This window comes from Pseudoxanthomonas beigongshangi (genome assembly GCF_016820515.1).
Classification (GTDB): domain Bacteria; phylum Pseudomonadota; class Gammaproteobacteria; order Xanthomonadales; family Xanthomonadaceae; genus Pseudoxanthomonas_A; species Pseudoxanthomonas_A beigongshangi.
Window position 1 is genome coordinate 72,475 of record NZ_JADHDV010000005.1, and the last position, 22,848, is coordinate 95,322.

Annotated in this window: 22 protein-coding genes; 11 read left to right on the forward strand and 11 right to left on the reverse strand. The window is 68.0% G+C overall.

Annotation, left to right across the window (positions count from 1 at the left end; translation table 11 throughout):
* Nucleotides 1-57 precede the first annotated feature (57 nt).
* The 4 genes from IQ458_RS05300 to IQ458_RS05315 all read left to right on the forward strand — a co-directional run bounded on the left by IQ458_RS05300 (nt 58) and on the right by IQ458_RS05315 (nt 4,033).
* Complete coding sequence (locus IQ458_RS05300) at nt 58-1,050, forward strand: SPOR domain-containing protein (RefSeq protein ID WP_183638547.1); 993 nt, start codon at nt 58-60, stop codon at nt 1,048-1,050.
* A gap of 16 nt (nt 1,051-1,066) precedes the next feature.
* Nucleotides 1,067-1,654 (forward strand): CvpA family protein, encoded by a 588-nt coding sequence (locus IQ458_RS05305; protein WP_225562510.1) that lies wholly within the window; start codon nt 1,067-1,069, stop codon nt 1,652-1,654.
* A gap of 21 nt (nt 1,655-1,675) precedes the next feature.
* Nucleotides 1,676-3,145: an amidophosphoribosyltransferase gene (purF, locus tag IQ458_RS05310; protein ID WP_183638541.1), complete on the forward strand. Its 1,470-nt coding sequence runs from the start codon at nt 1,676-1,678 to the stop codon at nt 3,143-3,145.
* Between the two features lie 69 nt (nt 3,146-3,214).
* Nucleotides 3,215-4,033: a ferritin-like domain-containing protein gene (locus IQ458_RS05315; RefSeq protein ID WP_203322134.1), complete on the forward strand. Its 819-nt coding sequence runs from the start codon at nt 3,215-3,217 to the stop codon at nt 4,031-4,033.
* A 393-nt stretch (nt 4,034-4,426) separates the two neighbouring features.
* Here the strand turns inward: IQ458_RS05315 and lpxH are convergent, their stop codons facing one another.
* Nucleotides 4,427-5,176: a UDP-2,3-diacylglucosamine diphosphatase gene (gene lpxH / locus IQ458_RS05320; protein ID WP_183638535.1), complete on the reverse strand. Its 750-nt coding sequence runs from the start codon at nt 5,174-5,176 to the stop codon at nt 4,427-4,429.
* Between the two features lie 190 nt (nt 5,177-5,366).
* On the opposite strand from lpxH, the gene gltX reads away from it, so the two are divergent.
* Together gltX and IQ458_RS05330 are read left to right on the forward strand one after the other, a co-directional pair.
* Nucleotides 5,367-6,773 (forward strand): glutamate--tRNA ligase, encoded by a 1,407-nt coding sequence (gene gltX, locus IQ458_RS05325; protein ID WP_203322135.1) that lies wholly within the window; start codon nt 5,367-5,369, stop codon nt 6,771-6,773.
* A gap of 13 nt (nt 6,774-6,786) precedes the next feature.
* On the forward strand, nt 6,787-7,287 hold the full coding sequence (locus tag IQ458_RS05330) for a transcriptional repressor (RefSeq protein ID WP_203322136.1): 501 nt from the start codon (nt 6,787-6,789) through the stop codon (nt 7,285-7,287).
* 111 nt (nt 7,288-7,398) lie between these two features.
* On the opposite strand, the gene IQ458_RS05335 is transcribed toward IQ458_RS05330, so the two are convergent.
* The 3 genes from IQ458_RS05335 to IQ458_RS05345 all read right to left on the reverse strand — a co-directional run bounded on the left by IQ458_RS05335 (nt 7,399) and on the right by IQ458_RS05345 (nt 11,463).
* Entirely contained in the window at nt 7,399-8,625 is a 1,227-nt protein-coding gene (locus tag IQ458_RS05335) for an MFS transporter (RefSeq protein ID WP_203322137.1), read from the reverse strand.
* The gene (locus tag IQ458_RS05340; RefSeq protein WP_203322138.1) at nt 8,622-9,059 is read right to left on the reverse strand and encodes a MarR family winged helix-turn-helix transcriptional regulator; all 438 of its coding nucleotides are present in this window, start codon (nt 9,057-9,059) and stop codon (nt 8,622-8,624) included. Before IQ458_RS05340 ends, IQ458_RS05335 begins: the two co-directional genes overlap by 4 nt.
* Nucleotides 9,060-9,279: 220 nt before the next feature.
* Nucleotides 9,280-11,463 (reverse strand): TonB-dependent receptor, encoded by a 2,184-nt coding sequence (locus tag IQ458_RS05345; RefSeq protein WP_203322139.1) that lies wholly within the window; start codon nt 11,461-11,463, stop codon nt 9,280-9,282.
* 96 nt (nt 11,464-11,559) lie between these two features.
* Between IQ458_RS05345 and IQ458_RS05350 the strand changes: the two genes are divergently transcribed.
* Both IQ458_RS05350 and IQ458_RS05355 read left to right on the forward strand, forming a co-directional pair.
* Nucleotides 11,560-11,967 carry a MerC domain-containing protein gene (locus tag IQ458_RS05350; RefSeq protein ID WP_183638521.1) on the forward strand — a complete coding sequence of 136 codons (408 nt, stop codon included), beginning with the start codon at nt 11,560-11,562 and terminating at the stop codon, nt 11,965-11,967.
* 113 nt (nt 11,968-12,080) lie between these two features.
* Complete coding sequence (locus tag IQ458_RS05355) at nt 12,081-12,257, forward strand: 30S ribosomal protein THX (RefSeq protein ID WP_203322140.1); 177 nt, start codon at nt 12,081-12,083, stop codon at nt 12,255-12,257.
* 108 nt (nt 12,258-12,365) lie between these two features.
* On the opposite strand, the gene IQ458_RS05360 is transcribed toward IQ458_RS05355, so the two are convergent.
* The 5 genes from IQ458_RS05360 to IQ458_RS05380 all read right to left on the reverse strand — a co-directional run bounded on the left by IQ458_RS05360 (nt 12,366) and on the right by IQ458_RS05380 (nt 17,704).
* Entirely contained in the window at nt 12,366-12,998 is a 633-nt protein-coding gene (locus IQ458_RS05360; protein ID WP_203322141.1) for a LysE family translocator, read from the reverse strand.
* A gap of 87 nt (nt 12,999-13,085) precedes the next feature.
* Nucleotides 13,086-14,318 carry an imidazolonepropionase gene (hutI, locus tag IQ458_RS05365; RefSeq protein ID WP_203322142.1) on the reverse strand — a complete coding sequence of 411 codons (1,233 nt, stop codon included), beginning with the start codon at nt 14,316-14,318 and terminating at the stop codon, nt 13,086-13,088.
* 26 nt (nt 14,319-14,344) lie between these two features.
* Complete coding sequence (locus IQ458_RS05370; RefSeq protein ID WP_203322143.1) at nt 14,345-14,851, reverse strand: methylated-DNA--[protein]-cysteine S-methyltransferase; 507 nt, start codon at nt 14,849-14,851, stop codon at nt 14,345-14,347.
* Complete coding sequence (locus IQ458_RS05375; protein WP_203322144.1) at nt 14,848-16,371, reverse strand: DNA-3-methyladenine glycosylase 2; 1,524 nt, start codon at nt 16,369-16,371, stop codon at nt 14,848-14,850. The genes IQ458_RS05370 and IQ458_RS05375 overlap by 4 nt, the downstream gene beginning before the upstream one ends.
* Nucleotides 16,372-16,420: 49 nt before the next feature.
* Nucleotides 16,421-17,704 (reverse strand): alkaline phosphatase family protein, encoded by a 1,284-nt coding sequence (locus IQ458_RS05380; RefSeq protein ID WP_203322145.1) that lies wholly within the window; start codon nt 17,702-17,704, stop codon nt 16,421-16,423.
* A 56-nt stretch (nt 17,705-17,760) separates the two neighbouring features.
* Here IQ458_RS05380 and IQ458_RS05385 point away from each other — a divergent pair, with 56 nt between their 5' ends.
* Complete coding sequence (locus IQ458_RS05385; RefSeq protein WP_183638504.1) at nt 17,761-18,294, forward strand: YybH family protein; 534 nt, start codon at nt 17,761-17,763, stop codon at nt 18,292-18,294.
* Here the strand turns inward: IQ458_RS05385 and IQ458_RS05390 are convergent, their stop codons facing one another.
* Nucleotides 18,295-19,032, reverse strand: coding sequence for a ThuA domain-containing protein (locus IQ458_RS05390; RefSeq protein ID WP_183641155.1), 738 nt, complete (start codon nt 19,030-19,032; stop codon nt 18,295-18,297). It abuts the gene before it with no gap.
* Nucleotides 19,033-19,172: 140 nt separating this feature from the next.
* On the opposite strand from IQ458_RS05390, the gene IQ458_RS05395 reads away from it, so the two are divergent.
* Nucleotides 19,173-21,359 carry an amylo-alpha-1,6-glucosidase gene (locus IQ458_RS05395; RefSeq protein WP_203322146.1) on the forward strand — a complete coding sequence of 729 codons (2,187 nt, stop codon included), beginning with the start codon at nt 19,173-19,175 and terminating at the stop codon, nt 21,357-21,359.
* Nucleotides 21,360-21,466: 107 nt separating this feature from the next.
* On the opposite strand, the gene IQ458_RS05400 is transcribed toward IQ458_RS05395, so the two are convergent.
* Nucleotides 21,467-21,823, reverse strand: coding sequence for a DUF1428 domain-containing protein (locus tag IQ458_RS05400; RefSeq protein WP_183641153.1), 357 nt, complete (start codon nt 21,821-21,823; stop codon nt 21,467-21,469).
* A 239-nt stretch (nt 21,824-22,062) separates the two neighbouring features.
* On the opposite strand from IQ458_RS05400, the gene IQ458_RS05405 reads away from it, so the two are divergent.
* Complete coding sequence (locus IQ458_RS05405) at nt 22,063-22,773, forward strand: GNAT family N-acetyltransferase (RefSeq protein WP_235996629.1); 711 nt, start codon at nt 22,063-22,065, stop codon at nt 22,771-22,773.
* The last annotated feature ends 75 nt before the right edge of the window (nt 22,774-22,848 follow it).

Genomic DNA, 22,848 nt, shown 5'->3' on the forward strand with positions numbered 1-22,848 from the left:
GGAATCGGCACCGTATAATCCCTGCGGCATTCTCGCCGCGGCGTAGCGTGGGTTCTGATGGATACTGCTCTGAAACAGCGTCTGATCGGCGCGATTGTCCTGGTCGCGCTGGCGGTCATCTTCCTGCCGATGCTGGTCAAGGGACCGGCCCCCGACAGCGGCGTTTCGGATGTGCCGCTGAAAGTGCCCGATGCGCCCGAAGGACAGTATGAAACCCGCGAACTGCCGCTGGTCACGCCGGACGGCGCCCCCGCCAACGGCGCGGTCGGCCTGCCCGCGGCGACTCCGGCGACCTCGCCCGATGCCGCCGCGCCGGCCGATCGCGGATTGATGCCGGCGGCGACCGCCGGCGGCAACTACGCGGTCAGTTTCGGTGCCTACGCGACTGCCGCCGACGCCGATGCGGTCATCGCCCGGCTCAAGCAGGGCGGGTTGCCCGGTTACCGCGAGGCCGCCACCATCAATGGCCGCAGCGCCTACCGCGTCCGCATCGGACCCTATCCGGATCGCGCCATCGCCGAATCCCGGCGGCTGGAAGCGGTGAAGATCCGCAGCGACGTGAAGGCCCAGGTGGTGGTGCTCGATGCCGGCGCGGAGACCGCCTCGGCTCCGGCCGCCGCGACGACCACGCCCTCGGTGGCCCAGGCCGCCGCCCCGGCACCCGCGGTGACCACCCAGGCGCTGCCGCCGGAACCGGCCAGACCCGCGCCGGCCAAGCCCGTTCCGGCGCCGGCCACGACGGCCGCCACCGCCCCGGCCAAGCCCCCGACCGCGCCGGCGGCCAAGCCGGAGCCGCCCAAGCCGGCCGCCAGCAACGTCGGCTTCGCCGTGCAGTTGGGTGCATTTTCCAAGCCCGAGGAAGCCACCGCGCTGCGCGACAAGGTGCGCGCCGGCGGCTTCAGCGCCTTCGTCGAGCAGGTCCGCACCGACAAGGGCACCCTCAGCCGCGTGCGGGTGGGTCCGGTGGCCAGCCGCGCCGACGCCGATCAGCTGAAGGCGCAGGTGGCGGCCAAATTCGGCATCAGCGGCATGGTCCGTCCGCATCCCTGATGCCTGACGGATGCCGATGATCGACCTCGTGCTGGCCGCCGTCATCGGCGCGTCGGCCCTGTTCGGCCTGCTGCGCGGTTTCATCGGCGCACTGGCGTCGTTGCTGGCCTGGCTGCTGGCCGGCTGGGTGGCATTCCACTACGGCGCGCAGGTCGCCGGCATCCTCGCCGAGGGCGGCACGCCGGGCGCGACCGAACTGTTCGGCGGCTATGCGCTCAGCTTCATCGTGGTGATGATCGTGGTCGGCCTGGTCGGCTGGCTGGTCCGGCTGCTGGTCAAGGCGATTGGCCTGTCGGCGCTGGACCGCTTGCTGGGGCTGGCGCTGGGCCTGGCGCGCGGCGCGCTGGTGGCCTGCATCCTGATCCTGCTGGCCGGTTTCACCGACCTGCCGCGCGAGCCGTCCTGGGCGCAGTCGCGGCTGGTACCCGTGCTGCTGCCGGGCGCGCAATGGCTGAGCCGCTGGCTGCCGGAATGGACCGTATCGGAACTGGATTTTGGCTTCGGCGCTCCGGCAGGCGATAATGGCGTCCTTCCCGCCTTGCCCCCGCCGCTGGACGAAGCCGGCGCGCAGCAAGCTCCAGATTCCCCGCCAGCTTCGAACTGATCGAACCGGAGAGCGTCATCCATGTGCGGTATCGTCGGCATCGTCGGCAACCAGAATGTTGCCGGCCAGCTCTATGACGGGCTGACCGTCCTTCAACACCGAGGGCAGGACGCCGCCGGCATCGCCACCGCCGACGGCACCCGCCTGCGCGTGCACAAGGACAACGGCCTGGTCCGCGACGTGTTCAACGCCAAGGCCATGAGCGTGCTGGAAGGCCGCGTGGGCATCGCCCACTGCCGCTATCCCACCGCCGGTTCCGAGGGCATGGACGAGGCGCAGCCCTTCTACGTCAATTCACCCTACGGCATCGCCCTGGCGCACAACGGCAACCTGATCAACACCGAGGCGCTGCGCCAGGAAGTGTTCGCCCAGGATCGCCGCAACATCAACACCGAATCCGACAGCGAAGTGCTGCTGAACGTGTTCGCCCACGAACTGGACCTGCAGCGCACGCTGTCGCCGGAAACGGCCATCCGCGCGGTCGCCGGCGTGCATCGCCGGGTGCGCGGCGGCTATGCCGTGGTCAGCGTGGTGCTGGGCCTGGGCCTGGTGGCGTTCCGCGATCCCAACGGGATCCGTCCGCTGGTACTGGGCAAGCGCGAGCACAACGAGGGCTTCGAATACATCGTCGCCTCCGAGTCGGCGGCGCTGGACATCCTGGGCTTCCAGCGGGTGCGCGACGTGCTCCCGGGCGAGGCGCTGGTGATCACCGCGCGCGGCGAGCTGTTCTCCGAGATCTGCGCCGAGCCGAAACAACACGCGCCCTGCATCTTCGAATACGTCTACTTCGCCCGCCCGGACTCGATGATCGACAACGTGTCGGTGCACAAGGCGCGCATGCGCATGGGCGTGAAGCTGGGCGAGAAGATCCTGCGCCTGCGCCCTGATCACGACATCGACACCATCATCCCGATTCCGGATACCTCGCGCGACGCCGCGCTGGAGATTTCCAACGTGCTGGGCGTGAAGTACCGCGAAGGGTTCATCAAGAACCGCTACGTGGGCCGCACCTTCATCATGCCGGGCCAGAGCGAGCGGGTGAAATCGGTGCGCCGCAAGCTCAATCCGATCCACCTGGAATTCCGCAACCGGGTGGTGCTGCTGGTCGACGATTCGATCGTGCGCGGCACCACCTCGCAGCAGATCGTGCAGATGGCCCGCGACGCGGGCGCGCGCAAGGTCTATCTCGCGTCGGCGGCGCCGCCCGTGCGCCATCCCAACATCTACGGCATCGACATGCCGGCGGTGGACGAACTGGTCGCGCACGATCGCAGCGTCGAGGAAATCGAGAAGCTGCTCGGCTGCGACTGGCTGGTCTACCAGGACCTGGAAGACCTGGAAGCGGCGGTGCGCGAAGGCAATCCGCAACTGACCAGGTTCGATTCGTCCTGCTTCGACGGCGAGTACGTCACCGGCATCGAGTCCGGCTACTTCGAGCGCATCCAGCAGGCGCGTTCGGACGAAGCCAAGCGCAAGCGCCGGGTGTCTTGAGGGCGGGGATTGGGGATTCGGGATTGGCAAAAAGCCGGGAACGAATTACCTGAAGCATCCAGACTTGTCATGAGTGCTTTGCCGGGCAATCTGTTCGACGCCGCGCGCATCTGCCTGGATGCGGCGATCGTCGATGACAAGGTGGCGTTGACCCAGCGGTTCGCCGACGCCTTCCAGCGCGGCGAACTGGCGGTTCCGACGGAAGCACCGGCACCCGAACCGATCCGCATGCCGGGGCGACCGCCGCGACCGGCGCTGGTGCATCCGCGCGATCTGCCGCGCCGCGGCCTGGGCAATCCGCAGGGCAGGGCGGCCTTCATCCATGCCATCGCGCATATCGAGCTCAACGCCATCGATCTGGCGTGGGATGCGGTGTATCGGTTCCGTGGCCTGCCGGCGGATTTCTACGCCGACTGGGTGGGCGTGGCCTGCGACGAATCACGTCATTTCATGCTGCTGCGGGATCGCCTGCGCGGGTACGGCCATGACTACGGCGACTTCGACGCCCACAACGGCTTGTGGGAAATGACCGAGAAGACCGCGCACGACGGCCTGGCGCGGATGGCGCTGGTGCCGCGCGTGCTGGAGGCGCGCGGGCTCGATGTCACACCCGGAATGATCGTCAAGCTGCGTGAACTGGGCGACGATGCCACGGCCGACATCCTGGAAATCATCCTGCGCGAGGAAGTCGCGCATGTCGCCGCCGGGTCGCGTTGGTACCGCTGGTACTGCGAACACGCCGGCATCGAGCCGCGCGAGCGATTCCGCGAATTGTTGAAGGAGTACGCGGGCGGCTACCTGCATGGTCCGTTCAACCTGCAGGCGCGGTTGATGGCAGGCTTCGACGAGGACGAACTGCTCGCCCTGCAGGCGGAAGCGCAGCGTTAGCGGAGCAAGCTCCGCTTTACGTGTAGCGCCGAGCTTGCTCGGCGGTGGGACGTTTCGGTGTGTGGAAGGCGCCAGCGGAGCAAGCTCCGCTCTACGTGTAGCGCCGAGCTTGCTCGGCGGCGGGGGCGTTGCGGTGTGTGGACGGTGCCAGCGGAGCAAGCTCCGCTCTACGTGTAGCGCCGAGCTTGCTCGGCGGCGGGGGCGTTTCGGTGTGCGGATGGCATCAGCGGAGCAAGCTCCGCTCTACGTGTAGCGCCGAGCTTGCTCGGCGCGGGGGCGTTGCGGTGTGTGGACGGTGCCAGCGGAGCAAGCTCCGCTCTACGTGTAGCGCCGAGCTTGCTCGGCGGTGGGGTGTTTCGGTACGCGGATGGCATCAGCGGAGCAAGCTCCGCTCTACGGGGTGAAGGGCAGGGATTCGAGGATCCAATCGTTCGCGTCCACCCGCAGCACCGAGCCCTGTTCGTACCAGTCGCCCAGCACGATGCGCCGGCAGGCGCGGCCATCGATGCCGAGGTCGTGGATGGCGGGACGGTGGGTATGACCGTGGATCAACGTATCCACGCCAAACCGGCGCAGGGTGGCTTCCACGGTGGCCGGGGTCACGTCGGTGACGGTTTCGAACTGCGCACGGTCGTCCTGGATCATGCCCTGCTGGCGTGCCTGGCTGGCAGCGCGCGCCTGCGCGGCGAACGCCAGGCGCGCGGCCAGCGGTTGGCCGAGGAACTGTCGTTGCCAGGCCGGATCGCGGGTCTGCGCGCGGAACTGCTGGTAGGGGACGTCGTCGGTGCACAGCAGGTCGCCGTGCATCAACAGGGTCGGGCGGCCGTACAGGGTCACCACCGCCGGATCCGGCAGGATGCGCATGCCGGCGCGCCGGGCGAAAGCGTCCCCGACCAGGAAATCGCGGTTGCCGCGGATGAAATACACCGGCACGCCGAGATCGACCACTTCGCGGATGCGGTCGGCCACGTAGGCGCCGGTTTCGGACGGGTCGTCGTCGCCGACCCAGGCTTCGAACAGGTCGCCCAGGATGTACACCGCCTCGGCCTGGCGCCCTTCGCGATGCATGAAGGCACCGAACAGTTCGGTGATGGCCGGGCGTTCGGCATCCAGGTGCAGATCGGAGATGAAGAGCGTGGTCATGGGGGGATGATAAGGCAGCCGGGATTGGGGATTCGGGATTGGGGATTGGGGGTTGGGGGTTGGGGGGATAAGCCATTCGCGGAGGAAACCGAAGTTTTCATGCGGTCGAGCTTTTCCGAATCCCCAATCCCGAATCCCCAATCCCCGCCTTCAAGGTAAAATCGCCCCATTCAGTTTGCCGAGTCCGTCCATGACCTGCCGTACCCGTTTCGCCCCCAGCCCCACCGGCTACCTGCATATCGGCGGTGCCCGCACCGCGCTGTACTGCTGGCTGGAGGCGCGGCATCGCGGTGGCGATTTCATCCTGCGCATCGAGGACACCGATCGCGAGCGCAGCACCCAGGCCGCCATCGATGCGATCCTGGAAGCGATGGACTGGCTGGGGCTGGACTACGACGAAGGCCCGATCTACCAGACCCAGCGCGTCGATCGGTACCGCCAGATCGCCGAGCAGCTTGTCGCCGACGGCAAGGCGTACTACGCCTACGAGAGCAAGGAGGAACTCGACGCCATGCGCGAGGCGGCGATGGCCGCCCAGCAGAAGCCGCGCTATGACGGCCGCGCCCGCGACCTGAACCTGCCTTGCCGCGAGGATCCCAACCGGGTGATCCGGTTCAAGAATCCCACCGAAGGCAGCGTGGTGTTCGACGATCGCATCAAGGGCCGCATCGAGATCAGCAACAGCGAACTCGACGACATGGTGATCTTCCGTCCGGACGGCTTTCCCACCTACAACTTCGCGGTGGTGGTCGATGACTGGGACATGCGCATCACCGACGTGATCCGTGGCGACGACCACATCAACAACACCCCGCGCCAGATCAACATCTACGAGGCGCTGGGCGTGCCGGTGCCGAAGTTCGCGCACATGCCGATGATTCTGGACGAACAGGGCGCCAAGCTGTCCAAGCGCACCGGCGCGGCCGACGTGATGCAATACAAGGACGCCGGCTACCTGCCGCACGCGCTGATCAACTACCTGGCGCGGCTTGGCTGGTCGCACGGCGACCAGGAAATATTCAGCCGCCAGGAGCTGATCGACCTGTTCTCGGTGGAGGACGTCAATTCCAAGGCCGCGCGCCTGGACATGGCCAAGCTGGGCTGGGTCAACCAGCATTACCTGAAGTCGGACGAGCCGGATGCCATCGCACCGCACCTGGAATACCAGCTGCGCAAGCTGGGCCTGGATGTCGGGCAGGGTCCGCGTCCAGCCGAAGTGGTGGTGGCGATGCGCGATCGCGTGCAGACGCTGAAGGAAATGGCCGAGCGCGCCGCCGTCTGGTACCTGCCGCTGGAGAGCTACGACGAGGCCGCGGTCGCCAAGCACCTCACCGCCGCCGCGCACGCGCCGCTGGCCAAGGCGCGGGAGCTGCTGGCGCAGGCTACGGAATGGACCGTCGAGTCGGTGTCCGCCGCCCTGCACGACACCGCCGCCGCGCTGGAAACCGGCATGGGCAAGGTTGCCCAGCCGATGCGGGTGGCGATCACCGGTACCCAGGTCAGCCCGGACATTTCCCAGACCGTCTACCTGGCGGGTCGCGAGCAGGCCTTGAAACGCATCGATGCAGCGCTTATCAAGACAGGCGGAGCTGCCTGAAACGAGGGACCCCATGCCCAAGACGCATAGTTGTACGGATCCGAAGCACCATGTCAGCGACGCGCGCGGTTTCGTGCGCGCCGTCGAACACGCGTGCCAAGAGCGCGGTCTGCGGCTGACACCGATCCGTACCCGCGTGCTGGAACTGATCGCCGACGCCGGCAAGCCGGTGAAGGCCTATGAACTGCTCGACTGGGTGCGCGCCACCAAGGGCGTGGGCGCGGACGCCCCGCCGACGGTATATCGCGCGCTGGACTTCCTGATGGCGAACGGTTTCGTGCACAAGCTGGAATCGGTCAACGCCTTCGTCGCTTGCCATCATCCCAACAGCGCCCAGCATTCGGTGCCGTTCCTGATCTGCGACCGCTGCCACAGCGCGGTGGAGCTGGAGGATCGCGAAGTGGTGGATCAACTGGAGCGGCGCGCCAAGGCGCTGGGCTTCCAGCCACAGGCGCAGACCCTGGAAGTGCACGGCCTGTGCGCCCGCTGCGCCGAAGCCGCCAGCGCGGATTGAGTTGGAATGCAATTGTGTTGTGGGAGCGACGTAAGTCGCGATGCCTTTCGCGTACCGCTCATCGCGACTTACGTCGCTCCCACAAGGGACATGCAGGCGTCATCCGGATGATCAAGCCGTCGCCAGCTTGAGCCTCGGTGCGTTCTCGCGGATCGGCAGGTTGGCTGCGGCGGCCAGCAGCGCCAGCGCCATGTCGGCGTACCACATCAGCGAATAGTTGCCGAAGCGCTCCATCACCACGCCGCCGAGCCAGGCGCCGAAGAAACCGCCCAGTTGATGCGACAGCAGGGTCAGGCCGAACAGCGTGCCCAGATAGCGCGGACCGAACAGCTTGCCGACCAGGCCGGCGGTCGGCGGCACGGTCGCCAGCCAGGTGAAACCCAGCGCCGCGGCGAACATGTAGAAGGTGAGCGGCGTCGGCGGCGACAGCAGGTAGATCGCGATCATCACCGCGCGGCTGGCGTACATCACCGCCAGGATCCACTTCATCCGGAAGCGCTGGCCCAGCGCACCCGCCGCGAGGCTGCCGGCGACATTGAACAGGCCGATCAACGCGATGGACGCGGCGGACACACTGGCCGGCAGACCGCACAGGGCGATCTCGCCGGGCAGATGGGTGACCAGGAAGGCGATATGCACGCCGCAGGTGAAGAAGCCCAGATGCAGCATCCAGTAACTGCGATCACGCAGGGCGATACGCAACTGTTCGCGCAGGGTGATTTCCACGGTGGGCGGCGCACCGTCGGAACCCGCGGCAGGCGCCGGCACCGCTCGCCGACGCAGCGGCCAGGCCAGCGGAATCGCCGCCAGGGAGGCCAACGCCAGGCCGTACATCGCGGTGGCCCAGCCGGCGACGCTGATCATCATCTGCACCAGCGGCGCGAACACGAACTGGCCCATCGAACCGCCGGCGTTGATGAAACCGGCGGCGAAGGAACGCTGTTCCGGCGCCATCTGCTGCGCGGTGGCGCCGATCAGGATGGAGAAACTGCCCGCGCCCGCGCCCGCGGCGGTGAGCAGGCCGAGGGTGAACATCAGGCCCCATTGCGACTTCATCCACGGCGTCATCGCCAGGCCGATCGCCAGCAGCACCGCGCCCAGCACCAGTACACCGGTCGAGCCGCGCTTGTCGGCGAACGCGCCGAACACCGGCTGCACCGCGCCCCAGGTGAACTGGCCGATCGCCATCGCGAAGCTGATCGCGGCGATGCCGACACCGGTGCTCTCGTGGATCGGCGCGACGAACAGGCCGGTGGTCTGGCGCGCGCCCATCGTGATCATGAGCGTGGCGGCGGCGGCGAGCAGCAACGCCCAGGGCATGCGGGAGCTGGCGGTCATTCTGCGGCCTCCTGGTCATGCAGGCGTTCGGTCAATGTGTCGAGATCGGCATGCAGGCGGGCGACCGCGTCGGCACCGAACGCCTCGTCGATGATCCCTTGTGCGCGCTGCCAGTGTGGGCGTGCCGCCTCCAGCCGCTGGCGGCCGGCATCGCTCAGTTGCAGCAGGCGTTGGCGCGCATCCTCGCCGCGCGTCTCGGCCAGCAGGCCGACGGCCAGCAGCGGTTTGAGGTTGCGGGTGAGGGTGGTGCGATCCATGCCGAGTTCGTCGGCCAGGCTGCCGAGCGTGCGCGGCGATTCGCCGGCGCGGCGCAGGATGCTGTACTGATTGAGGCTCAGATCCACCGCCGCCAGTTCGCGGTCGTAGATCTGGGTGACCCGACGGGTCGCCCGGCGCAGATGGAAGCAGGTGCAAGGGCTTCGGAAGGAAGACATGGACGCGGACCCGGGGCGGGAGCTGGATTATATGTGCATATACACATAAATCAACAACTAGCCGTAGAGCGGAGCTTGCTCCGCTGGAACGATCCGTTCGCGGGAGAGTTGAAGCCGCCGGGCAAGCCCGGCGCTACAGGCGGGCCCGTTCTGTGGTCCCCATAAGCAAAACGGCCACCCTTGCGGGTGGCCGTGCTTCGCACAGGCGGAGAGAGGCCCGTCAGAAGTAGGCGCGGATGCCGAACGCCACGCCGCGGCCCGGCAGCGGCGAGAAATCACGCAGCAGCGAGGTATGCGGGCGGGCTTCCTTGTCGGTCAGGTTGCTGCCGTCCAGGAACAGTTCCCAGCTGGTTTCCGGCCGATCCCAGCGATACGCCAGGTGCGCATCGACCAGGGTGTAGCCGGGGCTGGGCTCCTCGTTCTGCGCGACGTCGTCCTGCTTGGCGTAGCGAACCGCCCCCACCGATGCGCGCCAGCCGCCCAGCGACCAGTTCAGGTCGGCACCGAGGCGGGCCGGGGCGATGCGCGGAAGATTGCCGCCCTGGGCGAGGTCGATCGTGTAGCGATGGAAGTGGTCGTCGTGCGGCACGGCGAGCTGCACGCGACGCGTGCCCGTGCCGTCCAGCTCCGCACGCACGCGGTCGCCGAACAGGCGCAGATCCCAGGCACCGGCCTGCTCGGAATCAACCAGCTTGATCCGTGCTTCGGCTTCCACGCCCTTGAACTTCGCATCCTGCTGCGTCCACAGCCGCACCGGCAGCCCTTCCTCGACACCGGTGTCGGCCAGGTAGATGAAGTCCTTGAAGTTGGTCTGGTAGACCGCCAGCTTGAAGTCAATGCGATCGGTATGCGCGTGCAGGCCGATTTCCGCGCGGCGGCCACGCTCCTTGTCCAGATTGGCGTCGCCGACCTCGATCGACTGCGTGGCGACGTGCGTGCCGCCGGCGAACAGTTCCTCGTTGGTGGGTGCGCGCTCGGAGCTGTCCAGGCCGAAGCGCAGATCGAAGACCGGATTGATGCGCCAGATCGCCGCACCCGACAGGCTGGTCACGTCGAAATCGCGGTTCGCATGGCCTTGCGGATCCAGCTTGACCTGCTCATGGCGGCCACCGAGTTCGAGTTTCCAGGGGCCGAAGTCCTTTTCCTGCACCACGAACATGCCGAGGGTATCGGTGAGGGTATCCGGGACGAAGGCTTCCTCGCCGATCGCGCCGAAATCGCTGCGGCCATACTGCAGGCCGAACGCGCCACGCCAGCCATGGAACTCCTTCTGCACCGCTTCCAGGCGCAATTCGCGGCCGCGGTTGGTGAAACGGGTGGCCGGCATGCCCCCTTCCAGTTCGACGTGCTCGTAATCGTTGTAGGCGCCGCGCAGGTTGATCGCCTGCAGGAACGAGAACGGATCGTAGACGCCGGCCTTCACGTCGATGCGGTTCTGCACCATGTCGATGCGGACCGGACCTTCTTCCTCGTGCGCTTCCTCTTCCTCGCCTTCGTGCTCGTGGCCGTGGCCGTGGCCGTCGTCATGCACGTGCGCGCCGGCGGGAATGCCGTAGTTGTTGCGGTAGGTGCTGGCGGCCAGGCCGAAGTACGCCTTTTCGCCCAGCCAGGTCGCGCCGACCGCGCCGGCGCGGGTGCGCACCGAACTGTTCGGCAGCGTGCCCTTGGGCTGCTCTTCCTCGTGCGCGTGATCCTCTTCGCCTTCGTCATGGTGTTCGAGCACCGCGTAGCCGGGAATGTCGTAGTCGTCGGTGTTGCGTACCAGGCCGTCCACATGCAGGACCCAGTTGCCGTTGACCCCGTCGAGCCGGAACATGCCGCTGCGCTCGTCGTTGACGGTGTTGCCGCGTACTTCCACCCGGCCGCTGAAAGGATCTTCCGGAAGGGTGTCGGGCAGGCGGCCGTCGACCACGTTGACCGCGCCGCCGATCGCGCCGCTGCCGAACAGCAGGGTGGCGGGGCCTTTCAGCACTTCGATCTGATCGGCCAGGAACGGCTCGATGCTGACCGCGTGGTCGGCGCTGACGGTGGAAGCATCCATCGAGCCGATGCCGCCTGACAGCACCTGCACGCGCGGGCCTTCCTGGCCGCGGATGATCGGGCGGCCGACGCCGGTGCCGAAGAAGGTGGTCTGCACGCCGGGCAGCTTGGAGACGGTGTCGCCCAGGGTGGCGGCCTTGCTGCGGTCCAGTTCCTCGCCGACCAGCACTTCCACCGGCTTGGCCAGCGATTCCGCGCTGCCCTTCAGCGGCGAGGCGGTCACCACCACGGCGTCCAGGTCCCGGGGAGTGCGGGTCGTGTCGGCGTCGGCGGCGATCGCCGTGGCGCCGGCCGGAACGAGGACGGCGACAGCCAGGGCACGGGCGAGCAGATGGCGGCGGGGGAGGGAGCGGAATGGCTTCATGTGGGAGGCGGTCCGAATGAATGGAGGGGGACTTGACGGATGTTATAATATACCAATACCGAAAAGGTACCCCTCCCGGAAGTCATACTTGCCGCCATGAACGAACGTTTCCGCCGCCTGCTGGATCGCTTTGGTGCCACCGGTTCCCTGATTTGCGCCGTCCACTGCGCGCTGACCCCGTTCCTGCTCGCGGCGATTCCGTCGCTGGGCCTGTCCGCCTGGCTGGGCGACGGTTTCGAACGTGCATTCGTGGTCTTCGTGACCGTGCTCGGCCTGTTCAGCCTGCTCTGGGGCTATCGTCGCCATCGCGCATTCCGGGCGCTCGGGCTCCTGATCGTGGGTCTTGTCACCCTCTGGGCGGGGGTGCTCTACCCACCGCTGCACGAATCGGCAATCGTCCACGCCGTCGTCATGACCCTGGGCGGCACCCTGGTCGGGCTGGCCCACGTGGTCAACCTGCGCCTGAACCACTGGCACATCCACGACGCCAGCTGCGCGCACTGAGACACGCGGGTCAAGGCTTTCAGGCCCCGCTGTGATAGGCTTTGCGGCCTCGCGCACGGCCCCGCCCGGGTCGTTTCGCCAGCGCGGCAATTCAATGAATCAGGAGAACAACGATGGGCAAGGGTGACCGCAAAACCGCCAAGGGCAAGCGCTACGTGTCCAGCTACGGCAACGCGCGCAAGAGCACCATGGCCAAGGCCGGTGTCGCCGCGACGGCGACCACCAAGAAGACCGTGGTGAAGGCGCCGGCCAAGAAGGCCGTGGCCAAGAAGGCCGTCGCCAAGGCCTGAGCCTTTCGTACCGGATCCGCGGATCCGGCGACGGGAAAAAGAAAACCCCGGCTCGCGCCGGGGTTTTTCTTTGCGCCGATACCGCGTGGCCTGCGTGCTCCCGCCCTGTCAGCGCCGGCCCTCGACCAGCATGCGCGTCGCCAGGCCGGCCAGCACGGTGCCCATCAGCCAGCGTTGCGCGACCTGCCACAGTGGGCGTTGCCCGATGAACAGGGCGATCGAACCGGCCATGGCGACAATCAACGCATTGACGCTGACGCTCACCGAGATCTGGGTGAACCCGAGCAGCAGCGACTGGGACAGCACGCTGCCGTGCGCGGGGTCGATGAACTGCGGCAGCAGCGACAGGTACATCACCGCGACTTTCGGATTGAGCAGCGTGGTGGCGAAACCCATCGCGAACAGCTTGCGGGGGCCATCCTGGGGCAGGTCGCGTACCTGGAACGGTGAGCGCCCGCCGGGTCGGATGGCCTGCCAGGCGAGGTAGAGCAGGTACAGCGCGCCGGCGAGCTGCAATGCGTCGTAGGCGTAGGGAACCGCCATCATCAACGCGGTGATGCCAAAGGCCGCGCAAAGCACATAGAACACGAAACCCAGGGCAACGCCGCCCAGCGAAACAAGGCCGGCCATGCGTCCCTGGGAAATCGACCGGGACACCAGGTAGATCATGTTCGGACCCGGTGTCAGCACCATGCCCAGGCAGATGAGGGCGAAGGCGACCAGGGTGGACGACTGCGGCATGTCGGTATTCTCGGCGGGAGGAAAGTGTGGGAGCCGCGCCACTGGCGAAGGTTCGTCGCCAGCGGGAGCGAAGGGAGCGGCGAATCGTCAGCGCACCCGCCGGCCATCGGCATACACGCCCGCCACCAGCTCGCCGCCCAGCCAGTAGCTCAACTGCGCGGGCTGGGCGATGTTCCAGAGTACGAAATCCGCGCGCCGCCCGACCGCGAGCGCACCGCGATCCGCCAGGCCAAGTGCGCGCGCGCCTTGGGTGGTGGCGCCGCGCAGTGCTTCTTCCGGAGTCAGCCGGAAGTGCGTGCAGGCCAGCGACATCGCCAGTCGCAGCGACTGCAGGGGCGCGGTGCCGGGATTGCAGTCGGTCGCCACCGCCATCGGCACGCCGTGGGCGCGGAACGCCTCCAGCGGCGGCAGCCTGGTTTCGCGCAGCACGTGGAAGGCACCCGGCAGCAGCACCGCGACCGTGCCGTGCCCCGCCATCGCGCGCACGCTGTCCTCGGAGGTGTACTCGACGTGGTCCGCCGACAGGCCGTCGAACTCGGCGACCAGCGCGGCGCCATGACCGTCGCTCAACTGATCCGCATGCAGCTTGACCGGCAGGCCGAGTGCGCGCGCGGCCTCGAACACCCGGCGGGTCTGCGCGGCATCGAAGGCGATGCGCTCGCAGAAGGCGTCCACCGCATCGACCAGCCCTTCGGCATGCAGCTGCGGCAGCCATTCGCATACCGCGTCGATGTACGCGTCGGCGCGTCCGCTGTATTCCGGCGGCAACGCGTGCGCGCCAAGGAAGGTGGTGCGCACGGTGATGCCGAGCTGCTCGCCGATCCGGCGCGCGACCCGCAGCATCTTGCGCTCGTTGGCCAGATCCAGGCCGTAGCCGGACTTGATTTCCAGGGTGGTCACGCCATCGGCGAGCAGCGCGCGCGCGCGGGGCAGCGACTGCGCCAGCAGTTCGTCCTCGCTGGCGGCGCGGGTGGCGCGCACGGTGGACACGATGCCGCCGCCGGCGCGAGCGATTTCTTCGTAACTGACGCCTTGCAGGCGCTGTTCGAACTCGCCGGCGCGATCCCCGGCGAAAACGGTGTGGGTATGGCAGTCGACCAGGCCCGGGCTCACCCATTGGCCTTCGGCATGCAGCGTCGGGCGATCGCCATCGTCGCCGAGACGCTCCCAATCCACGCGGGAACCGACGAAATCGAGCAGGCCGTCGCGCCAGGCCAGCACGCCCTGCTCGATGACGCCGTAGCCGGCATCGCCAGTCAATGTGATCAGGTTTGCGTCCAGCAGGACGCCGTCGGAGGGATGCGTGGAAGAAGCGCTCATGCGGCCATTTTAGAACGCCGTGGTATTCAACCGAACAAATCGCCCGCCGGCAGCGCGCCCTCCAGGGTCAGCAGGTACTGCTTGGTCGGCAGGCCGCCGCCGAATCCGGTCAGACTGCCGTCCGCGCCAATCACGCGATGGCAGGGCAGCACGATGGGCAGAGGATTGCGCCCGTTCGCCGCGCCGACCGCGCGGGTAGCGGTCGGCTTGTCCACGCGCCGCGCCAGTTCCGCGTAGCTGATGGTCTGTCCGTAGGGAATGTCGGCGAGCGTGTGCCAGACGATGCGCTGGAAGTCGGTTCCCTGCGGCGCGAGCGGCAAATCGAACTGCTGGCGCTCGCCGCGGAAGTACTCGCCCAGCTGGCGCGCGGTTTCGCGCATCACCGCGTTGTCGCCCGGTTGCCAGTCCGGTGAACGCTTGTACGGATGGCGCGGATTGTCGAATTCGATCACGCGCAGCGCGGCATCGTCGGCCACCAGCAGCAGCGGGCCGACCGGGCTGTCGATGTGGCGGTAGTGCAAGGGAGTGTTCATGGCGTGGACACGGGCAATGGTGAAGCGGGCAAGGGTTTGGGAGCGGGCATGCTGTCGCGCCACAGTTGGATCACCGCGTAGGCGCGCCAGGGGCGCCACGCCTCGGCGCGGGCGGTGAGGGCTTTCGCGGTCATCCGGCTGCCGTCGGTGGGCACGGCTTTCTGCAATACCAGATCGTCGGCGGGAAATGCGTCGGGATGGCCGAGCGCGCGCATGGCCATGTAGTTGGCCGTCCACGGACCGATGCCCGGCAGGGCGACCCAGCGCGCGGTGAAATCGTCCAGCGTGCGTTCGCCGCGAAAATCCACGCGGTCTTCCAGCAGTGCGCGCGCCATCGTGTTGATGGTGGCGGCGCGGGCACGGGTCAGGCCGATCGCGGTGAGATCGACATCGACCAATGCCTCGGCGGAGGGGAACAGGTGCGCGAGTCCGGTGCCGAACGGGACCGGCAACGGGGTGCCATGCCGCTGGGCCAGGCGCGCCGTGAGCGTGCGCGCGGCGGCCACGCTGACCTGCTGGCCGATGATCGCGCGCACCGCGATCTCGAAGCCGTCCCAGCCGCTGGGCAGGCGCAGGCCGGGGCGCTTGCGCAGCAGCGGGCGCAGGCGCGAATCGGCGCCCAGCGCCCGCGCGATCGCCTGCGGATCCGCATCCAGGTCGAACATGCGGCGGATCCGGTTGACGATGGCGAGCAACTGCGCCGGCGCGGCGCCATGCAGTTCCAGCCGCAGCGCGTGATCGTCGGGCTTCGCGCTCCAGCGGCTGACCCGCAACCAGCCCGGCGCGTCGGCGCCGCCGATGACGCGCGCGTAGCTGTCCGCGTCCACGTACTCGACGCCGGGCAGGGCGCGGCCGCGCAGGAAGTCCAGCATGGCCTCGAAGTCATACGGTGGCCGGTAACCAAGCCGCAGGGCGACGCCTTCGTCTTCCACCGTCGATTCGCGCTTGCGCAGATCGCGAGGCGCCATCCGGTAGGCCTCGCGGAAGGTGGTGTTGAAACGGGTCAGGCTGCCGAATCCCGCCGCCAGCGCGACCTGGGTGATTGGCAGGCGCGTCTCGGTGAGCAGTTGCTTGGCGAACAGCAACCGACGGGTACCGTGCACGCCGACCGGGCTGGCACCCAGCCGATCGTTGAACAGGCGCCGCAACTGGCGTTCGCCCAGTCCCAGCGAACCGGCCAGATCCGCCAGCGGGCGATCGGCCAGCGCGCCCTGGTCGATCAGCTTCAGTGCCCGTGCGACGGTTTCATCGCCCCGCCGCCAGGCGCCGTCGCTGGGCGACAGTTCCGGCCGGCAGCGCAGGCAGGGGCGGAAGCCGTCGGCCTCCGCCGCGGCGGCGTTCGGATAGTAGGTGACGTTGGCCGGCTTCGGCGCCGGCGCGGGACAGATCGGCCGGCAGTAGATGCGGGTGCTGGTGACGGCGGTGAAGAACAGGCCGTCGAAGCGTGGGTCACGGCTCAGCCGCGCCTGTTCGCAGACGCGGTGATCGGGCAGGCCGGCGGGGAGGGGGGCGGAGGACATGCGTGCAGGCTAGCACCGCCCACGGCCCCCGACTCACCGTTTTCGGACATCAATGCCGGGATGGTGAAGCAGCCTCGGCGTCGCTCAGGATCGGCAGCAGGGTCCGCGGATCGCCATCGTTGGGCGCGGGCGTGACGCCCAGCAGGCGGGCCAGCAGCGGATAGACGTCGACATTGTCGAAGCCGGGCACGACAAGGCCGTGCCGGAACGCTGGACCGCGCGCCAGGAAGATCGCGCGCATCGAGGGCAGCGCCGGGTCGTAGCCATGCGAGCCGCCGCCCTTCCAGCCGTTGCGGCGCCACCGTTCGACCGCCTCGCGTTTCACCAGCAGCCAGCCTTCGTCGGCCTGGCAGACGATGGCGGGCACGCGCGGATGGGTGCCGTAGTGCCAGCGCGCGGGCATGTCCTGCTTGCGCCAGCATTCGGCGTGATCGCGTCGGCCGAGCAACTGCCGCTCGGCGGCGGCCTCACGGCCGGGGCGGGGGTTGAAACCGACCACCTGGCCGACGGTGATGGCATCCGCGTCATCCGGGGACACCCGATCCTCGATGACCATCACGCGCTCGGGCGACGTCGCGGTCATGCCGTGATCGGAGACCACGATGAGGTTCACGCGATTGCGTTCGCCGCGGGCGTCGATGCCGTCGACGAGCTGGCCGATGGCGGCATCGATCGCCTTCAGGGTGTCCTCGACATTGCGCGAAGCCGGGCCGTTGTCATGGCCGGCGGTGTCCACGTGCTCGAAATACAGCGTGATCAGGCGCGGCCGCTCGGTCGCCGGCAGATCCAGCCAGGCCTGCACCTGGCGCACGCGATCATCGATGGCGAAGGCCTTGTCGAACGGGAACCATTGGGTGGGGCGGACGCCCTGCACGGCGGCTTCGGAACCCGGCCAGAACATGGTCGCCGTACGCAGCCCGGCCTTCTCCGCGCCAACCCAGATCGGTTCACCGCTCCACCAGCGAGAGTCGCCCACCGCTTCGCGGTCGCTCAGCGAAAAGTTGCCCAGGTGCTCGTCGAACATCGTGTTGCTGATGATGCCGTGATGATCCGGGCGCAGGCCGGTGACCAGGGTGTAATGGTTGGGGAAGGTCAGCGAGGGGTAGGAGGGATTCATCCACTCGGCGCGCACGCCGTCCTCGGCCAGCCGGGTCAGATGGGGCGTGATGCCGCGCTGGAGGTATTCGGCGCGAACGCCGTCGAGCGAGATCAGCAGGAGGGTGGCGGGTTCCCGGGGGGGAATGGAGGCGGAGTGCGGAGCGCGGGTCGCGCAGCCGGCCGACAGCAGCAATGCGGCGGCCAGCCACGCGGCCCTGACGAATGGCAGGCGCATGGAAGGACGGATGGGAATGGAATGCGCAAAGCTTGGCAGGTTTCGGAGAACTTCGCATGACAGACGGTCTACGACTTTCGGCCCTGCTGGGGCTGGCGGGCCTGGCGACGGGCGTCGCGGCCGTTGAGCCGCCGCCGCACCCGGGGATGGCAAGCGACGCGCGATGCGCGGTTTGGACGCGGGAACTCGGCTTCGCCGACGCCCTCGCACGGCACGACGCCACCGCCTTCGCCGGCTTCCTCCACGCCGACGCGGTGTTCGGCGTGGGTCATCAGCCCACCCGCGGTCGTGACGCCATCGTGGCCGACTGGATGCCGCTGATCGAAGGCAAGGCGCTGGAACTGCGCTGGTATCCGGAGCGGGTCTCGGTCGGCGGCGACGGCCGCACGGCCTACTCCAGCGGTCCGGCGCTGTACCGCAATCCGAAGGACGGCAGCCATCGGCTGGGACGCTTCGGATCGGTGTGGCAGCAGGATCGCGACGGTCAGTGGCGGGTGATTTTCGACGACGGCGTGCGTCCGCTACCGGTCGACGAAGCGGGGGTCAAGGCGTTCGAGGCGGGACGCCGCGATGCCTGCCCGGCCGCCTGATCAGCACGCGTCCGCGCGTCCGGTCACGTAGCGCAGGCCGCGCCGGAGATGACGCAGGAAGGTCGCGTCCGAATACATCGCCATGTCATGGCCCAGCCCCGTGTACCAGGCACGGCCGCCTTCGAAACCGTGGCACCAGGCGATCGGATGATCATCGCCCATGGTCCCGCCGGTGTAGTCGTGCTCGTCCACTGTCGCGATCACTTCGGCCGAACCGCGCGGGTTGCGCCGGTAGTTGTAGATTTCGTCGGTGACCCGCCATTCGCGTCCACGCGCCGCGATGCCATCGTGGCCGAAACGCACGCGGGTGGTCTGCAGCCCGGGTGGATGGCCGAGGAACCACGCACCGACCAGTTCGCCGTACCACGGCCAGTCGTATTCGGTATCCGCCGCCGCGTGCACGCCCATGAAACCGCCGCCTGCGCGGATGAAGCCTTCCAGCGCCCGTTGCTGTTCCGGATCCAGGATGTCGCCGGTGGTGTTGACGAAGATCACCGCGCGGTAGCGCTGCAATCGAACCGGCGCGAACACCGAGGCATCCTCGCTGGTATCCGCATCGAGTGACTGCCGGCGGGCGATCTCGCGCAGCGCGGTCACCGCCACGGGGATGGAATCGTGGCGGAAACCGGCGGTCTTGCTGAAGATCAGCACGCGCGAGGGCGGGGCAGCCGCGATGGCCGCCGCGGAAACCACGCAGCACATCGCCAACACCAGGGCGCGGAGAAGGATTCGCGGCATCATGCGGCGAGTCTGCCACAGCGGCCGGATGGTTTCAGTGGACACCATGCTGCGCTGCAATTGGCGGTCATGCGGGGCGATGGCTTAGGGTGCGAACCAGGAACATCCGCCGCAGGACGCGCTTCCCCACGAGGTTCTCCATGCGCCATTGGCCGGGTCTGCTCTGCCTGTTGCTGTCATTCGTGTCGGTGCCGGTTTCCGCGGCGGAACCGGCGTCGACGTCGTACGAACTTCCGCGCTGGTCGATTGAACAGCCGCGCGAGAACCGCTACCTCTCGGCGCACGGCCTGCGAGCCTTCGCCGGGGGGTATTCCGAGGACGGGCTGGAACTGTGGACGTTTCCGTTGCAGATCGCGGCAGGCTATCGGCCTGGATTCGTGATCGACGGAAAGATGCGCGACGGGCTGGCCTATCTGGTTTCGGCGGAAGTGGATCCGCTGGGGATGACCCGGCACTACGCGGGGCCGGGTTTTTCGCTGCGCGAGCGCGTGGAGGCGCGTGGCCGTTTGCCCGGTGTCATCGTGCGCTACGAAATGGAAGGCGAAGACATCGGACTGGAAATCCGTTTCCGGCCGTCGCTCAACCTGATGTGGCCGGCGGCGGTGGGCGGGCAGGAGCTGGCCTGGGACGCGCGGGCGAAAGGATTCCTGATCAGCGAACCACGCAGGCAGTTCCGTGCGCTGGTGTCCTCGCCGCAGGCGACGGAGCACAGCGAGCCGAACAACGATCGGCGTGGCAGCGAGTTCGGCCTGCCATTGTTCCTGCGCCTGCAGCCGCAAGCCTGCGGCACGAAACGTTGCGCGGAACTGCTGTTCGCCGGCCAGAGCGAGGCGGACGAGGACGTGCATGCCACCACTGCGGCATTGCAACAGCCCGCGTCGGCGGAAGACGCGGCGCGTTTCGTGTCCTCCGAACGGCTCCGCGTCACCACGCCCGATGCCGATGCCAATCGGGCACTGGGCTGGGCCCAGATTGCGCTGGAGCAGGCGTGGACCTGCAACGCCCGGCTGGGCTGCGGCCTGGTCGCCGGTTACGGGCCATCGCACGGCGCGCGGCGTCCGCAGTACGCGTGGTATTTCGCCGGTGACGGACTGGTCGGCACGCGTGCGTTGATCCACGAAGGACGCTTCGAGCGCGCGGCGGAGGAACTGGCGTTCATCCTGCGCTACCAGCATCCGGACAACGGCATGATCTGGCACGAGATGTCGCAGAGCGCGGGCTTCCTGGACTGGGCCGGCGACTATCCGTACATGTACGTGCATGTCGACATCGCGTTCGATTTCATCGGTGTGCTGGCTGAATACGTCCGCGCCAGCGGCGACACCGGATTCCTGCGCCGGCACTGGCCCGCCGTCCTCAGGGCCTACCGCTATTGCCTGTCCACGCGCGATCCCGATGACGGCCTGCCGCGCGTGCCGGCCGACAAGATGAGCGCGAACGAGCAGGATCGCCTGACCGACGAGTTGACCCTGTCGGCGGCCTGGGTCGAGACCGCGCAGGCCATGTCGGCGTTGGCGCGGGTGCAGGGTGACGAAGTACTGGGTCGCGAAGCCGCCAGTGCCGCCGGGCAGGCGCGCATCCAGTTGCGCAAGCGTTATCGCGACGAGGCCGGCCGGCGCTGGATCAGCGGCTTCAGTCACGCCGGCAAAGCCGGGGAAAGCACCTCGCCGGCGGATCTGGCGGCCATCCGTTCCGGGGCGGCCACGGATGCGGAAGTGGACGCCACGCTGGGCCAGCTCTCACGGCCGGCCTACCTTGCCGCGTGGGGACTGCGCAGCCGGCCGGACACGGCCGCCGACTACGACCCGGAAGCCTATTCGCGCGGCAGCGTGTGGGGGCTTGGCACCGCGATGGCGGCCGAGACCCTGTGGCGCGCGGGCAGGCCGGAGCAGGCGGCGACGCTATGGCGCAGCCTGGTGTCCTGGGCGGGCGCGGATTCGCCGGGGCACATGCACGAGGTCATGCGCGGCGATCGTCCGGAGCCGCAGCGCGAATCGGTGCCGGAACAGACCTGGTCCTCGGCGGCGTTCCTGTCCGCGGCTGTCCACGGCATGCTCGGACTGGACGTGGATGCGCTGGCGAAGCGGCTGCGGTTCGCACCGCGGCCGCCGGCCGGCTGGGATCGCCTGGCCGTCGAAAATGTCCGCATCGGCGACGGCCGTGTCGATCTGCGTTGGCGCAGCATCGCCAATGGCGCCGAACTGGAAATTGAAAACCGCGGGGCGCCGTTTCTGCTGCTCTGGGAACAAGGGCAGGGCGAAGGCGCCAGGCCTGTCGTGATCGAGCGACGCATCGCCACCGGGCACACCCGGTTGGGTGTGCCCTGAGCGGGCGCATGGGTCAAGGCATCGACGGGTGACGGGTTTGCCCAGCCACGGACGACACCGCGCGCAGGAGCAGCGGAGCGAGCTCCGCTCCACGGTTCTCCGGGGGATTACTTTTTCAGATCCACCACGGGCGCGAAGCCACCAAAGATCATCCGCTTGCCGTCGAAGGGCATGGGATTGGCGGCATCCATGCGCGGATCCTCCATCATCTTTTTCATGCCGACGTCGCGGGTCGCCTTGTCCGGCCATTCGATCCAGGAGAACACCACGGTCTCCTCGTCGGTGGCCTTCACCGCGCGGCGGAAATCGGTGACTTGCCCGTCCGGGACGTCGTCGCCCCAGCATTCGATGACGCGGATGGCGCCGAGCTCCATGAAAATCGGATCGAATTCGCCGGCATGGGCGATGAACTTCTCCTTGTTGGCGTTTGGCACGGCGATGAGGAAACCGTCGATGTACGACATGGTGGAGCTCCTGTGCTTTGAGAGGAATGAAAGGTCCGGGATACGGGCCTTCCTGGTGTCGACGAACGGGCAAGGCGGAAATCGACAATGGCCGGGGCCCTGTTCAGGCAGGGGCCGCGAGGACAGCGGTCCATGCGGCGCCATCAGATATGCCGGAGGGACCCGGGTGTTGGCGTGACGGCACGGTTAACATGGGCGAACGCCGGGATGCGTCCGCTGCATCGCCGCGAACGCACCGCATGACGATGAATACCGAAGTCCTCGAACCTCGCGTCCACGCCGCACTCGACAATCCGTTCTGGTCCGCGCTGCAAAGCCTGCACAGCGGCATCGCGCTGCGTGCGGGCGCGGTGGCGCGCTACCCCGCCGAATATGCACCGTTCCTGGGCGTGGCGAGCGCCGCCGACGGGGACATTGGCGCGGAGCTGGAGGTGCTGGTCGCGCCCGGCGAATCCGTCTACCTGATCGGGGTGGTACCGGAAGCACCGCCGGGCTGGCGGCTGGAGACGTTCCGGCCGCTGGCGCAGATGATCCGCACGACGCCGCTGCCGGTGGCCGAGGGGCCGGAGATCCTGTCGCTGGGCGAATCGCATCGCGCCGACGTGCTGGCACTGACCGCGCTGGTCTATCCGCACTACTTCCGTGAACGCACCATGGACATGGGCCGCTACTTCGGCATCTACCAGGACGGACGCCTGGCCGCGATGATCGGCGAGCGCCTGGGAACGGGAGAGTGCCGCGAGATGAGCGCGATCTGCACCCACCCGGATTTCAACGGCCGCGGCTACGCCGGCCGGCTGACCGCCATGCTCGTCAACGACACGCTTGCCCGTGGCGCGTTGCCGTTCCTGCACGTGAGCCACGAGAACCCGCGCGCGCTGCAGTTGTATGAGCGGCTGGGTTTCCGGCATCGGCGCGACATCGGATTCTGGTCGCTGCGGCGGGCCTGAACGCGGCGATCGAAACGCCACGGTTGAAAGGTTCTTCCGTCGTCCCAATCCGGAGGATTCACCTTTCTCCGGCAC